The sequence below is a fragment of the Spirosoma arcticum genome (assembly GCF_054779955.1).
Genome location: NZ_BAAGXG010000021.1, coordinates 33,167 through 46,501 on the forward strand (window position 1 = coordinate 33,167; position 13,335 = coordinate 46,501).

Below are 13,335 nucleotides of genomic sequence, written 5' to 3' on the forward strand. Positions count from 1 at the left end.
GCTTCTGCCCTAAAAATAGAGCAGTATGGTTTTAACCGGTCTCCTGAATTATTAACCGGTAGTTACTTTCACATTGCCGGTAGTTGCTGACTCGCAGTTACTGATTATTCTCAATTCATCCCGCACATAAGTCACTTCGTCCCACGCTTCCATCGGTTGAAGCAGCCCGTGTTTCGTTGTGCCTGACCCACCCCCCAACTTTGCATCGTCGGGACGCGTAGTCCAGGATGCGCTCCCCGGCCCAGTTCATAAACCTCTTTCCCACCGCTACGGCGGACCGTCAAAACACAACAATCACCATGCAATCAGTACTCCGCTTTCGTTTCGTAGGACTCGCTCTGTTGCTGAGCACTACGTTGTTTACCGCTTGCAAAAAGCAGAACGTTGATCCACAACCCGCCGATGCCGCTACGCAGGCCGCCGGGCAGTACACGTACTCCAAGCTGTCGTTCGACGGCAAAACGCTGCCCGCCAGCCAGACTAACCTGAAAGGCACCATCAGCGTAACGCGCCAAACCGGCTCCACCGTTACAATGGCGTTAGACATCCGCCAGAAGTCGGACAATGAAGAATTTATGGTGCTCTCGGCCGATGGCATCGACGTATCCGATGCGGGCAGCGGGACGCTGTCGTTCCGGTACGCGGGCGAGCAGATCGGCACCCTGAAGGGTAATAAGCTGACCATCAATGGCGAAGATGACAATAGCACCCGGTTCACCATCAGAGCTACCAAATAAGCGCTCCCGATCAAACTCCCTCTTACCAACAAGCAAACGCATCATGAAATCACTCCGGCAATACACCCTGCTGTTCCCGCTGGTTAGCATTCCGGTCGACTTTGCCACGGGCGCCATCTACAAACCCAAGCCCGGATTTGCCCAAAAGGCCCCGGCGGCTCAATCGCTGACGACTGAGAACAAAGCGGAAAAATAAGATTATAGGTTAGGCTGAACGTAGAATCCCCGGCGCTGTAGCACCGGGGATTTTTGTTGTCTGCTGGCAATTCATCCACCCGCCAGGCTGGACTATTGGAGGTGCTGCCAGATTAGTAATTGCTGCATCAGGGATGCCCTGTCCCCATTACTCCCGTGTTCGGTTAGCTTACCGGCTTCAAATTGACCCGGCCACTTAATAGCATAAGTGTAACTAACGACGCGTAAAAGCGATTACTTCACGCGCTTGTATGTTTCAACAATTACCCGGTCGATGCCCAGTTTGTCGAGTTTCTCAACGCCCTTCTGAACAAGCGTGTCGCCCTTCAGGGTCACGACAAAGTCAAATTTGTTGTTTTCCCACTTCCGGTCGATGTAGTAATCTAAGCTTTCCGTATATACGCTGTCTACCAGCGTGTAGGCTCCTCCGCCCGCTGTAAACGTACCCGCATTGGTGTCTTCTTTTGCCCGAAGGCTATGATTTAAAAAGGCAAAATGAGTCGGATTAATGATCTTTACGAATTTATTCCGGCTGTCGAAGGTGGAGAAAGTGGTGTCTTTCTCCGTCGTCGTGGCCGCCACTAATTCCCACGTACCAACAATAGGTAGCTGCGTTGGCCTGGTGGTACAACCAATGCACAGCATACCTACTAAAACGGTCATACTAAGTCCGAATTCTGTTTTCATTAATCTGTCCTTTTATGGTTTGCGATTCAACATATCGGTTCGTATGTCTTGCCATAAACGTACAAAATAATTAGCGGAGCTAATCACGCAACGAACGGGGGTTAGAGTCAAGTGAGCGGGTAGCCTGCTCAGATCGATTAGGGGCGGGTAACTGTTTGCCGACCTGTTCATGAGTGCAACCGGCTGTGCGGATTCGCTCACCTTGTGCGAATCCGCAAAAATTCTATTGACCTTTCGCAGTATAAAACTCTGATTAACAGACTGTAGACTTGTGGCACAGCATTGGCATAAACATAAGCAAAATGCTTGTGCCGGATGGACCGCGATTTAGCTCCCGAACTCGTTACTCGTTCCCGCCGAAAACCCTGGCTTATCGGCCTGGTTGCCGTTATCGGCCTGACCGGGGTGATTCTGGGAATGCATATGCTGCTGAAAACATCCGTCAAAGCCGCCAAAATTCGGACAGCGGTGGCGCAAACTGGCCCGGTTGAGAATACACTCAATGCCATCGGCGAGATCATTCCGGCTTACGAACAGATCATAACCAGCCCCATCCGGGCCAGCATCCGGCGGGTACTGCTGACGCCCGGTGCCCGCGTCCGGCCCGGTCAGGCCATCGTTGAGTTAGATAAATCGCTGACGCAGATCGAATACGAAAAACTCCAGGATCAGTTGGCCCTGAAGCAAAACGGTATTGAGCAACTCCGAATGAAGCTGGACAAAAATCTGTATGACGCCGACATCAATGACCAGATTAAGTTGCTCAACATCAACAAACTGGCCGCCGAACTGAACGACACCCGGCGGTTGCTGACCGTGGGAGGCCGGACGCCCGAAGACGTCACCCGCGCCGAAAATGCCCTCCGCATCGCGCAGTTGGAGAAGAAGCAGTTAGAAAACGACCTGTCCTACAACCGCCGGTCGATGGCGAGCAGTTTGCGCGAGTCGCAGTTGCAGGCCCGCATCGAGGGCACTAACCTGAAAGTGTTGTCCCAAAAACTCCGGCAGGCCAATATCCTGGCCGACCGGGCGGGTGTGCTGACCTGGGTGAACGAGAATGTTGGATCGGCGGTGAACGAGGGCGAAATGCTGGTTAAGGTGGCTGATTTAGCCAGTTTCCGGGTCGAGGGGTCCTGCTCCGACGCCTACGCCGACCAGCTTCGGGCGGGGTTGCCGGTCATCGTCCGCATCAACGAAACGGATTTGCGCGGCCAGATTACCCAGGTAAAACCGTCGGTGCAGAACGGTACGATCCGGTTCGCTGTCAGTTTGAATGATAATCGTCACCCATCGCTCCGGCCCAATCAGAAGGTCGAGGTGTTTGTGGTAACGAACCGTACCGCCCAGGCCGTGCGCGTGGCCAACGGCCCGGCGTTCAAAGGCAAGCGGAAGCAGTACGTGTACGTGATGCAGGCAGACAACGTAGCACATCGGCGGGAGATCGAGATTGGCCTGACCAACTTCAACTGGGTCGAAATCAAACGGGGCCTGCAACCCGGCGACCGGGTTATCCTGACCGATCTGAGCGAATACGAACACCTGGAACAACTCACCATTGACCTCGCCAAACCATGAGAACTATCTCTTTTCTGCTGCTGGTCGGGTTATTTTTTACCAGCACACTCGCCACCGCCCAACCGCTGAAATTAACGCTGGACGACGTGGTGCAACTGGCCCGCGACCAATCAATTGCCGGTAAGCAGGCCACCACCCTACAAAAGACCAATTACTGGAAATACCGCTCATTTTTGGCCGATTTCCGGCCTCAACTAAGCCTCGACGGTTCGCTCCCCCGGTTTACACGTTCGTTTATTCAGGTGCAGCAACCCGACGGAACCATCGCTTTTCAGCCCGTGTCGAATAATAATTCGCTGCTGAATCTGTCGCTGAGCCAGAATATTCCACTCACGGGTGGGTCCATTTACGTGCAGCATCAGCTCCAGCGGTTCGATGATTTCCTGAACCGGAACACGCTCTACAACGGCATTCCATTTGGCATTGGCTTGAGCCAGCCGCTGTTTCGCCCAAACCCGATGAAGTGGGACCGCCGGATTGAGCCGCTCCGTTACGCCGAGAGCAACCAACAATACGTGGAGAGTATGGAACAGGTGGCATTGGACGCGACGGGCCTGTATTTCGACTTATTGGTGGCCCAGGTAAACCTGCAAATTGCCGAAACTAACCGCGCGAATAACGATACGCTGTTCACCATTGCCCGGCATAAACTTGATCTGGGGAAACTCTCGCGCAACGACCTGCTCCAACTGCAACTGAGTGTGCTGAACGCCCGTAAAGACCTGGCGTCGGCGCGGCAGGCGGCTGAAGTAGCCTCGTTGAAACTGCGGTCGTTCATTAATTCGGAGATTAGTCAAACACGACCGCTCGATCTGGCCATACCGAATCAGGTACCCGTTTTTGCCGTCGACATTCAGCGGGCAATCGCCGAAGCCTTCGCCAACCGGTCCGATGCGATTGGTTTTCAGCGCCGATTGCTCGAAGCCAACCGGGACGTGGATCGAGCACGCAAGGAAAACGGTATCAATGCGACCCTAAATGCAGATTTTGGATTAACAAACCGGGGCAACCGACCCGGCGACGTGTACGTTCGACCGCAGGACCGGCAGTTTGTCGAAGTTCAGTTCACGGTGCCAATTATGACCTGGGGCCGGGCGCAGGCCCGCACCGAAACGGCCCGTGCTAACCAGCAACTCGCTGTGCAGACGGTGGAACAGGCCAGGCGCACGTTTGAGCAACAGATTTATACGCAGGTGACACTGCTTGACATGCTTCGCGAGCAGGTAAAACTGACCACCGAAGCCGACGGAATTGCCCAAAGTCGTTACCAGATTGCGCAGGAACGGTTCAAACTGAGCGACCTGACCGTTACTGATTTAGGCATTGCCATGCAGGACAAAGACCGCGCCCGACGCGACGCCATCCTGGCCCTCCGCGACTACTGGCAGTCGTACTACACGCTCCGGCTGCTGACATTGTATGATTTTGAACTAAACCAAAAACTACTGATAGAACGCTGATTCATAAGATGATTAGGATCAATCATCTTATGAATCAGCGTTCTATCCCTTTATTCCTTCAGTCATGATACACCTCAAAAACATCGAAAAAGTCTACCGAACCAGCACCATCGAAACGCTGGCCTTGAGCAACGTCAACCTGCACATCCGGGCGGGGGAGTTTGTCTCCATTATGGGGCCGTCGGGCTGCGGCAAATCGACGCTGCTAAACCTGATGGGCCTCTTGGACGCACCCAGCGCGGGACAGGTCGAAATTGGTGGGCAGGCCGTGACCCAGTACCGCGACGTGGATCTGGCCCGGCTACGAAACCAGAAAATCGGGTTTATCTTCCAGAGCTTCCACCTCATCAACGACCTGTCGGTGCTGGACAACGTCGAAATTCCCCTGCTGTATCGAAAGGGCGATGCTACGGGTGCGTCGCGTCGGCAACTGGCGCAGCAGGCCTTGGAAAAAGTGGGGCTAAGCAACCGCATGAAGCACTTTCCGGGTCAGTTGTCGGGTGGGCAAAAGCAGCGCGTGGCCATCGCCCGCGCCATCGTGGGGCGACCCAGCATCATCCTCGCCGACGAACCAACGGGCAACCTCGACAGCGCAATGGGCAACGAAATCATGGCGATTCTTCAGCAACTCAACACGGAAGGAAGCACCATAATAATGGTAACGCACGACGAAACAATGGCCAAGAAAACGCACCGGCTCGTCCGGCTCTTTGACGGATCGATGGTGGGAGACAGCTTATTAATGGCGAAGAGCGAAAGGTGAAGAGCGAATGTGCCGCTACATTTTCGCTCTTCACCTTTCGCTCTTCACAATTCACAACTATGCTACTGAATTATCTCAAAATCGCCTGGAAGGTGCTGCTGCGGCATCCATTCTACACCTTCATTACTCTATTCGGCATCAGCCTGACGCTGACCGTACTGATGGTGCTGACCTCGTTTTTGGACCACCTGATTGGGAGTCATTACCCGGAAACGAAACGTGACCGGACGCTTTACATCGAAACGATGAGGATGAGTGCCAACGACGGAAACTCCACCACAAATGGCCCCATGAGTCACCCGTTTCTGATGAAGTTCGCCAAAACGCTCAAAACGCCGGAGCGCGTGACGATTTATTCGGACAGCCGGGGTTCAGATGCTTACGTTGGCGCTCAAAAAATTAAAATAGACACCAAGTTTACCGATGCCGATTTTTGGCAAGTGACCGAATTCCAATTTCTAGAAGGTAAACCCTATAACGAGCGGAACATCGCCAACGGCGACTACGTGGCCGTCATCACGGACGGTTTCAGGGAGCAGTATTTCGCCGATGAGACGGAGACGGTTGTTGGCAAAACCATCGAGATTGAAACCATTCGGTACCGGGTAATTGGCGTTGTCCGGGGCAGCCCCGTCACGCGGCTGTTCACCCACGCCGACGTGTACTTCCCGTACACTGCCCCCAAAAGCAACTACCAGAGCACCGGCTTACGGGGTAGTTACTCGGCTATGCTGCTGGTCAAAACCCCCAACGATCTGAAGAGCGTTCAGGAGGAGTTTCAGGATCGCATCCGCCAACTCCCGGTTCCTGGTGAAGAGGGGGGCTTCAAATACGCCCAAATCGAAGTACGTAGCGAACCGTATGTGGAGTTTTTCTTAGGTATACTCACCGGTAGTAGCGCGGCCCGAATAGCGGCTTTTTATGGAGTAATCGGCTTTATCTTTCTGATGTTGATGGGACTGCCGGCCATTAATCTGGTGAACATAAACGTCAGCCGCATCATGGAACGGGCTTCGGAAATTGGCATCCGCAAAGCGTTTGGCGCACCAGTCAGAACGCTGCTCTGGCAATTCGTGGTCGAAAACATCTTTATTACGTTCCTCGGCGGGTCCATCGCACTGCTGCTGACGTTCGTCATTATTTATCTAATTAACAATAGCGGCTGGATTGCCTATGCCGACCTGACTATCAACGCGTCCGTTTTTGGGGTAAGCCTACTCATCTGTCTGATCTTCGGGCTGTTATCGGGCGTGTTACCGGCCCTCCGCATGTCGAAACTGTCCATTGTAGACGCGCTAAAATCTTAATTTCCATGCTACGTCACCTTTTCAAATTAATCTGGAATAAGAAAAAAGCCCATTCCCTGTTGATTGTGGAGATCTGGGCCTCATTCCTGGTCCTGTTCGGACTAACCTCGCTGATTGTGTACAACGTCAGAAACTACGCTGAGCCGCTGGGCTTTACCTACGAAAACGTCTGGGCGGTTAACCTGAAAAATAACCAGGATACGACCGAGGTCGCTCAGAAGACAAAAGCGGTTTCGCAGCGCCTGCGGGCTTATTCCGAAGTAGAATCCGTTTCGCGAATGGGCGACAACATACCCTTTTCAACCTATCATAACGGCAATGGTGTAGCGCATAATGGGGCAAAAGCGCAGGTATCGTTCTACCAAACCGACGAAAATTTTGCCCAAACGCTGAACATGACTCTTGTGGCCGGACACTGGTACCGGAGTGCCGACAGCGTTGGTAAATACCAGCCTGCCATCATTAATCGCAAGGCGAAAGAGGCCCTGTTCGGCGATGAAAATCCGATTGGAAAACACATCGGATACGGCGAAGGCGATAAAGCCGTCTGGACGGTAATGGGCGTGGTCGATACGTTCAAAGGCAGAAGTGAATTCATGAAAAACGAACCAACCCTGTTCGAACTCTTAGACGAAGGCTACACGTGGCCCAAAAGCTTGCTCATTCGCGTCAGACCCGGCACCGACGCCAATTTTGAGGCCAGAATGGTGCGGGATGTTACGTCGATGATTCGCGGCTGGAGCGTAGAGGTAATCTACTTAACCGATTTGCGCAAAAACCGGCAGAATCAGACCCTCATTCCGGTTGTTATCTTTCTCATCATCAGCGGGTTCCTGCTCATCAACGTGGCCCTTGGCCTGTTTGGCGTACTGAATGTGAGCATTGCCCGTCGGCGGGGCGAAATTGGTTTGCGTCGGGCGCTGGGTGCCACCGAAGGTTCCATTTCGCGGCAGTTTGTGGGCGAAATGTGGGTACTATCTACCTTTGCGCTGGTGCTGGGCCTGTTGCTGGCCGGGCAGTTTCCGCTGCTCAACGTCTTCGACCTCGACGCGGGTGTGTACCTGACGGCGATGGCCGTTTCAGTTGTGGTTATCTATTTAATTGTTACGTTGTGTGCTTTGTATCCAAGTCGTCAAGCCGCGACGGTGCAACCCGCCGTGGCGTTGCATGAGGAGTAAACCCCATGATTCTCATCATCGACGACGATATCGCCATTCAAACGTCCCTTTCGCTGCTTTTCAGGAAAGAAGGCTTCGCTGTGCACGTCGCTGATGGGCCATTTGACACGCGGGAAATCCTGGCCGGGGAAACGCCGGAAGCTATCTTGCTCGACATGAACTTCTCGGTCGATACGTCGGGCGACGACGGGCTTCGGTTGCTGCGCTACATCCGGGAGCGGTTGCCCAGCGTTCCTGTTATTCTTATAACGGGCTGGGGCAGCATTGACCTTGCCGTGGCGGGCATGAAAGCGGGGGCTAATGATTTCATCACCAAACCATGGCAAAATGACTACCTCGTGCAGTCGGTCAGGACGGCGCTTAAACTGGCGGGTTCATCACGGCGTTTGGGCGACCCACTCTCAACCGGTCGGCGGCAACTGAACGAGCAATTCCAGTTCGACAACATCGTCGGTGAAGACCCAAAGCTGTTGGACGTGCTGACCACCATCGGGCGCGTGGCACTCACCGACGCGCCGGTGCTGATTACGGGCGAAAGTGGCACGGGCAAGGAACTCATTGCCGAGGCCGTCCACCAGAACAGCCGACGCAAAGGGCAACCGTTCGTAAAGGTCAATCTGGGCGGCATTTCCAGCACCTTATTCGAGAGCGAACTGTTTGGTCACGTGCGGGGGGCTTTCACCGATGCCAAATCCGACCGCGTGGGGCGGTTTGAATTAGCCAACAAGGGCAGCATATTCCTGGACGAAATTGGTGATCTCGACCCGGCCAGTCAGGTGAAACTGCTCCGCGTGTTGCAGGACCGCACCTTCGAGCCGCTGGGCAGCAGCAAAACCCGGGCGGTGGACGTGCGGGTGATTTGCGCCACCAACCGCAATTTGGATGAGATGGTTGCTAAGGGTCAGTTTCGGGAAGATTTGTACTACCGTATTAACCTCATCACAGTCCGGTTACCCGCCCTTCGCGAGCGCCCCGCCGACATTCCCCGGTTGGTATCATTTTTCATCGACAACCTGAAAACGCTTTACGGGCGACCTAATTTGCAGGTAGAAAAGGAAGCGTTGAACTGGCTGAAAGGACTGTCGCTACCGGGCAATATACGCCAGTTGAAGAACGTGGTGGAACGGGCCGTCCTATTGGCCCCCGGCGATGTGTTAACTATGGCCGACTTTGAGCGACACCTAACGAATACCTCTTTACCCCAGGCCCATGGCCCCACGCTTCCACCCGTCGGCACCATGACGCTCGAAGAAATAGAATTCCAAATGATTCAACGGGCGATGGCGTTTCATCAGAATCGGGTCGCCAACGTGGCGCGGGCACTGGGCATTACGCGCTTCGCGCTGTACCGGCGGCTGGAAAAGTACGGCATTGCGTATAATGCGGAATGAAATTTCAAAGGCGCTACCTGCTCTATATCCTCACTCTCCACGCGGTGCTGGTTGGGTTGACGTTTCAGCTCCTGAAGCACATGAAAGTCTGGTTCATGGCTTCGGAGGTGCTGATTCTGTTGTCGTTGTACGTCGCGTTCCGCATTTACCGCTCCTTCCGGCAACCGTCGGCGTTTATCGCGTCAGGCATCGATGCTATTAAGGATAAGGACTTCACGGTCAAGTTCGTACCGACGGGCAACGAGGAAGTGGACGAACTGATTCGGGTTTATAACCTGATGATCGACCAGCTCCGGCAGGAGCGCACCCGGCAGGCTGAGCAGCAGTTTTTCATGGATAAACTGATCGAAGCCGCCCCCATTGCCCTCCTGATTTTCGACTTCGACGAGCGCGTGTCGGCCGTCAATCCCAGAGCAAGGCAGCTCCTGCGTCTGCCCGACGACGATCTGTTGCAAAAGCCCCTGTCGGCCATTGCGCATCCGCTCTTAGCGCAGCTCAGCACCTTGCCACCCGACCAGCCGCATACCATCCGGCTGGCGGGCGTCGAAACGTACCGGGTATTGCGGGGGCAGTTCATTGACCGGGGCTTTCAGCGGCAGTTTCTATTTATTGAAGAACTGACCGCCGAAATCATCGAAACCGAGAAAAAAGCGTACGGTAAGGTGATTCGGATGATGGCCCACGAGGTTAATAATTCCATTGGGGCCGTTAACTCCATCTTAACCATCGCTGAACCAGCCGTCTTCGATCCCGACGTGCGGCAGGCTGTGCGGGTAGCCATCGAACGCAACGAGCGGCTGAACCGGTTCATGCGCCGGTTCGCCGATGTCGTGCGCCTGCCCGCACCCAGCCTCTCGCTCACAAACGTAGCCGGCCTGCTGCGCGATGTCATACGGCTCATGCAGCCGCAGGCAGACGAACGGGGTGTTTCGCTAACCGCCAGTTTACCCAATCCGCCCGTTAATCAGCCGATTGACATCGCCCAGATGGAGCAGGTGCTGGTCAATGTCCTAAAAAATGCACTCGAAGCCTGCCAGTCGGGGCAAGCGGTTGACGTTCTCCTCACCGACCGTCAGTTGCTCATTCGTGACAACGGCGAACCCATTCCTGAGCACGTAGCGGCTAATCTCTTTAACCCCTTTTTCAGCACGAAAGCGACTGGACAGGGCATCGGCCTGACGCTTACCCGCGAGATTCTGCTAAACCATGGATTCGCGTTTTCGCTCCGCACAGAGCCGGATGGCTGGACGGTGTTCCTGATCGACTGGAAAAACGCAAAATGAGTGATGGGTAACTTTGCTTCAATGGCGCTGTCTGTCTAACTTCGGCAGTTCTACGCAGCCACGAAAACGCGTACCTGACATGAAAGGAAGTAAACTGGACTCATGCCTGAGCAACGGCTATTTTCGGATGCAGCAGAAGGTGTTTACGTGCCAGTTTGAGTTTTTCGGCAGTCAGCTTTGCTCCGTGCTCTGGCTGCGCGTCGTAGTGGCCAACGTCAGCTACGGCAAAGACCAGCGCAGGCTGCTCCGGGTTAACGAAAAATTTTCGGTGGCCGTTACGCCCTTTGTTCTATCTGATGAGCTTGAGGGGCTATACGCTGCGTACCGGAATTCGGTAAATTTCGACGCGCCGGATTCGGTTGAATCCTGCCTGCTGGGGGGCACCACGCATAATGCGTTTATGAGCCACGTGACAGAAGTCAGGGATAATGGCCGGTTGATTGCAGCCGGAATTTTCGACGATGGTTCACAAAGCATTGCGGGCATCATGAATTTTTACCACCCGGCGTACCGCAAACATAGTCTGGGGAAATACCTGATGCTGCAGAAGATCAATTACGCCCAGGCGCAGCAAAAAACGTACTATTACCCTGGTTACATAGCCCCTGATTATGCCAAATTCGACTACAAGCTTTTCGCCTGTGAAGCGGCCACCGAAGTGTTCGACAGCAGCAGCGGCACGTGGCTTCCCTTTTCGTGGGAGACGGCCACGAAACTGTCGGCGGCTATACTGAACAGAATTAGAATTGGATCAATTACGCTGACGACGGACTTATACGAGTAAATGTACGGGCTGAACGTCAATTTATCTGAGCACATCGTGGGGGTAAAGGCTTCGTTGCGGGTCTTACGCAAAAATTGATACCAGCAGTAAACAACACGATTTATGCTATTCGCTCATCTAATTTATATAGGTATCCTAAGTTGGTTCGTCAGTTCGCCCCCGCAAGCGCTGACCTACGACGTGATCGTTCATAACCGGTCCATTGGTCAGCTAAACGTCACGAAAGTACCCACCACTACCGGCGTCCAGTACCGCGTCAATGCGGATGTTGCCGTTCGGCTATTCGGCGAAAAGCGCATGATTACCCGCTTCACCAGCACCTACCGCAACAATCTGCTCACCGAATCCTCGTTCAACGATCAGCTCAACGGACGCACCAAACATGATGCACTGGTTCACTGGGACGGCAACCAATACCAAATCCGGATCAACGATGCCTCTTCAATCATTGCCAACCGGCGGGCCACCTACAGTGCCGCCAGTTTGTACGACCGCGAGCCGTTGGGCGTCAGCGAATTGTTTTCGGAGCGGCACGGGCGGTTCTGCACCCTGCGGTCCGTGGCAACCCACGCCTATGAGCTGACCCTGCCCGACGGTAAGAAAAATTACTACCGATACGTGAATGGCGTTTGCCGAGAGGTCGAAGTCGAGCAACCTTTGTTCACCGTTTTCTTCCGGCTCCGCTCTACTTGATAGTAAGCAGAAGCCAGCGTGAGAAAAATCCGCTCTCCCGGCGGCAGCTTCAGTAAGACTGCAATAATTTCACCGTCTGCGACTGCCCGTTGGTGGTCGTGCGCAGCAGGAGAGCACCGGCCGCTTGCTGACGCAAATCGAATGTTTGCCGCTCTGTGGCTTTCGCCCGCTCAATGGTCCGCTGCTCAACCAACCGGCAACGGTTGAAATTGCGGGAGCGGAGTACCAATGCTTGCTGCTCCGCTCCCGCAATTTCAACCGTTGCCGTTTCACCCGCCGGATTACCCAGCACGGTTACGGTTAGGTCAGCGGTAAGTTCGCCGACGCCAACGCAGTACTTCGCCCACGAATCGCGGTGGTACCGGATTCTGAACGAACGGGGCTGGCTGAATATGGACAACGTGTTCGCCTAAAACGGCTTGCAATTGGAAAAATCGTACGCCATCGGCCAGACGGAGCACACCGACAACACGTACATCCCGAAGCGAAACCAGTTTGCTACCGAGATGGACCACTTTTCGGACTGTGTTCAGCGTAACAAGAAACCATTTACACCCGGCGAAGAAGGCCTGCAGGACCATCGCATCATGGAAGCCATCTATCAGTCGGCTCAGGAAGGCAAGTCCATTAAATTACCCCTCATCACCGAACTCGATCCGTTCCGGGGGCCAGAGCCGCAGTTGGACTGAGACTCAGCCGGGCGGGTCACTCTAAAAAACTGTTTACCAGACGCCGGTGCGGCCATGACGCCGTCGATTGGTGACCAAAAGGTGGCGTCTTTCTCAATTTTCCAATACGCTGTTAACAAGCGAAATCGTATGCAGAGCACGGACAAATCGCTGATTGATTTTCAGGACGAGTGGGAGAAACTGGTAACGAAAGGATTTGACGATTTTCAGTCATTGACTCCTAATGAACGAATCTGGTTTACTGTACAAGGTTTACTTGGCGATGTTAATAATGGTGGATTGATAAGCCACTACTATAATCATGGCGCAGACCGAAACAGGGAAACAATCGACGATTTAGAAACGCTTGGTTTTTCGGACATAGCCGGTTTGCTGAAACGGATCAACAGTTGGCTCCCCGATGGGCAACCTTCGACAGACGTTGAGGAAAGAAACAGGGTAATATCAGACTGGGAGACAGGCGAATATGACGAGCTATTGGAAGATTTTGACAATCAATTTTATGATAGAGAAAAAGAACTTGAGGATGAACTGATCCGGCACATTGAAACAAACGTGCTGTCATCGTAACAATGATTGACGCTCTCGCTATC

The 13,335-nt window shown here is 53.8% G+C and carries 15 protein-coding genes; 13 read left to right on the forward strand and 2 right to left on the reverse strand.

What is annotated here, in order from left to right:
* Positions 1 to 299: 299 nt before the first annotated feature.
* Entirely contained in the window at positions 300 to 737 is a 438-nt protein-coding gene (locus tag ACYVHB_RS28590; protein WP_461055318.1) for a hypothetical protein, read from the forward strand.
* Positions 738 to 780: 43 nt separating this feature from the next.
* Positions 781 to 933: a hypothetical protein gene (locus ACYVHB_RS28595; RefSeq protein WP_461055319.1), complete on the forward strand. Its 153-nt coding sequence runs from the start codon at positions 781 to 783 to the stop codon at positions 931 to 933.
* Between the two features lie 233 nt (positions 934 to 1,166).
* Here the strand turns inward: ACYVHB_RS28595 and ACYVHB_RS28600 are convergent, their stop codons facing one another.
* Entirely contained in the window at positions 1,167 to 1,619 is a 453-nt protein-coding gene (locus tag ACYVHB_RS28600) for a hypothetical protein (RefSeq protein WP_461055320.1), read from the reverse strand.
* Between the two features lie 315 nt (positions 1,620 to 1,934).
* Here ACYVHB_RS28600 and ACYVHB_RS28605 point away from each other — a divergent pair, with 315 nt between their 5' ends.
* The 9 genes from ACYVHB_RS28605 to ACYVHB_RS28645 all read left to right on the forward strand — a co-directional run bounded on the left by ACYVHB_RS28605 (position 1,935) and on the right by ACYVHB_RS28645 (position 12,053).
* On the forward strand, positions 1,935 to 3,194 hold the full coding sequence (locus tag ACYVHB_RS28605; RefSeq protein ID WP_461055321.1) for an efflux RND transporter periplasmic adaptor subunit: 1,260 nt from the start codon (positions 1,935 to 1,937) through the stop codon (positions 3,192 to 3,194).
* Positions 3,191 to 4,654: a TolC family protein gene (locus tag ACYVHB_RS28610; RefSeq protein ID WP_461055322.1), complete on the forward strand. Its 1,464-nt coding sequence runs from the start codon at positions 3,191 to 3,193 to the stop codon at positions 4,652 to 4,654. Before ACYVHB_RS28605 ends, ACYVHB_RS28610 begins: the two co-directional genes overlap by 4 nt.
* Positions 4,655 to 4,718: 64 nt before the next feature.
* The gene (locus tag ACYVHB_RS28615) at positions 4,719 to 5,417 is read left to right on the forward strand and encodes an ABC transporter ATP-binding protein (RefSeq protein WP_461055323.1); all 699 of its coding nucleotides are present in this window, start codon (positions 4,719 to 4,721) and stop codon (positions 5,415 to 5,417) included.
* A 59-nt stretch (positions 5,418 to 5,476) separates the two neighbouring features.
* Positions 5,477 to 6,724: an ABC transporter permease gene (locus ACYVHB_RS28620; protein ID WP_461055324.1), complete on the forward strand. Its 1,248-nt coding sequence runs from the start codon at positions 5,477 to 5,479 to the stop codon at positions 6,722 to 6,724.
* A 5-nt stretch (positions 6,725 to 6,729) separates the two neighbouring features.
* Entirely contained in the window at positions 6,730 to 7,902 is a 1,173-nt protein-coding gene (locus tag ACYVHB_RS28625) for an ABC transporter permease (protein ID WP_461055325.1), read from the forward strand.
* Between the two features lie 5 nt (positions 7,903 to 7,907).
* Complete coding sequence (locus ACYVHB_RS28630; RefSeq protein WP_461055326.1) at positions 7,908 to 9,293, forward strand: sigma-54-dependent transcriptional regulator; 1,386 nt, start codon at positions 7,908 to 7,910, stop codon at positions 9,291 to 9,293.
* A complete protein-coding gene (locus tag ACYVHB_RS28635) occupies positions 9,290 to 10,576 on the forward strand; it encodes a sensor histidine kinase (protein WP_461055327.1) in 1,287 nt (428 codons plus the stop codon). The genes ACYVHB_RS28630 and ACYVHB_RS28635 overlap by 4 nt, the downstream gene beginning before the upstream one ends.
* 79 nt (positions 10,577 to 10,655) lie before the next feature.
* Positions 10,656 to 11,360 carry a GNAT family N-acetyltransferase gene (locus ACYVHB_RS28640; RefSeq protein WP_461055328.1) on the forward strand — a complete coding sequence of 235 codons (705 nt, stop codon included), beginning with the start codon at positions 10,656 to 10,658 and terminating at the stop codon, positions 11,358 to 11,360.
* Positions 11,361 to 11,462: 102 nt separating this feature from the next.
* The gene (locus tag ACYVHB_RS28645; protein ID WP_461055329.1) at positions 11,463 to 12,053 is read left to right on the forward strand and encodes a DUF6134 family protein; all 591 of its coding nucleotides are present in this window, start codon (positions 11,463 to 11,465) and stop codon (positions 12,051 to 12,053) included.
* Between the two features lie 49 nt (positions 12,054 to 12,102).
* On the opposite strand, the gene ACYVHB_RS28650 is transcribed toward ACYVHB_RS28645, so the two are convergent.
* The gene (locus ACYVHB_RS28650) at positions 12,103 to 12,453 is read right to left on the reverse strand and encodes a hypothetical protein (RefSeq protein WP_461055330.1); all 351 of its coding nucleotides are present in this window, start codon (positions 12,451 to 12,453) and stop codon (positions 12,103 to 12,105) included.
* Positions 12,454 to 12,478: 25 nt separating this feature from the next.
* On the opposite strand from ACYVHB_RS28650, the gene ACYVHB_RS28655 reads away from it, so the two are divergent.
* The gene (locus ACYVHB_RS28655) at positions 12,479 to 12,742 is read left to right on the forward strand and encodes a Gfo/Idh/MocA family oxidoreductase (protein WP_461055331.1); all 264 of its coding nucleotides are present in this window, start codon (positions 12,479 to 12,481) and stop codon (positions 12,740 to 12,742) included.
* A 54-nt stretch (positions 12,743 to 12,796) separates the two neighbouring features.
* Entirely contained in the window at positions 12,797 to 13,312 is a 516-nt protein-coding gene (locus ACYVHB_RS28660) for a DMP19 family protein (protein WP_461055332.1), read from the forward strand.
* Positions 13,313 to 13,335: the final 23 nt, after the last annotated feature.

What these genes read in the sequence shown, in the direction of transcription:
- ACYVHB_RS28605 (WP_461055321.1), top strand. Translation starts at nt 1,935, where the DNA reads ATGGACCGCGATTTAGCTCCCGAACTCGTTACTCGTTCCCGCCGAAAA.
- ACYVHB_RS28615 (WP_461055323.1), top strand. Translation starts at nt 4,719, where the DNA reads ATGATACACCTCAAAAACATCGAAAAAGTCTACCGAACCAGCACCATC.
- ACYVHB_RS28625 (WP_461055325.1), top strand. Translation starts at nt 6,730, where the DNA reads ATGCTACGTCACCTTTTCAAATTAATCTGGAATAAGAAAAAAGCCCAT.
- ACYVHB_RS28645 (WP_461055329.1), top strand. Translation starts at nt 11,463, where the DNA reads ATGCTATTCGCTCATCTAATTTATATAGGTATCCTAAGTTGGTTCGTC.
- ACYVHB_RS28630 (WP_461055326.1), top strand. Translation starts at nt 7,908, where the DNA reads ATGATTCTCATCATCGACGACGATATCGCCATTCAAACGTCCCTTTCG.
- ACYVHB_RS28635 (WP_461055327.1), top strand. Translation starts at nt 9,290, where the DNA reads ATGAAATTTCAAAGGCGCTACCTGCTCTATATCCTCACTCTCCACGCG.
- ACYVHB_RS28600 (WP_461055320.1), bottom strand. Translation starts at nt 1,619, where the DNA reads ATGAAAACAGAATTCGGACTTAGTATGACCGTTTTAGTAGGTATGCTG.
- ACYVHB_RS28595 (WP_461055319.1), top strand. Translation starts at nt 781, where the DNA reads ATGAAATCACTCCGGCAATACACCCTGCTGTTCCCGCTGGTTAGCATT.
- ACYVHB_RS28610 (WP_461055322.1), top strand. Translation starts at nt 3,191, where the DNA reads ATGAGAACTATCTCTTTTCTGCTGCTGGTCGGGTTATTTTTTACCAGC.
- ACYVHB_RS28640 (WP_461055328.1), top strand. Translation starts at nt 10,656, where the DNA reads ATGAAAGGAAGTAAACTGGACTCATGCCTGAGCAACGGCTATTTTCGG.
- ACYVHB_RS28620 (WP_461055324.1), top strand. Translation starts at nt 5,477, where the DNA reads ATGCTACTGAATTATCTCAAAATCGCCTGGAAGGTGCTGCTGCGGCAT.
- ACYVHB_RS28660 (WP_461055332.1), top strand. Translation starts at nt 12,797, where the DNA reads ATGACGCCGTCGATTGGTGACCAAAAGGTGGCGTCTTTCTCAATTTTC.
- ACYVHB_RS28590 (WP_461055318.1), top strand. Translation starts at nt 300, where the DNA reads ATGCAATCAGTACTCCGCTTTCGTTTCGTAGGACTCGCTCTGTTGCTG.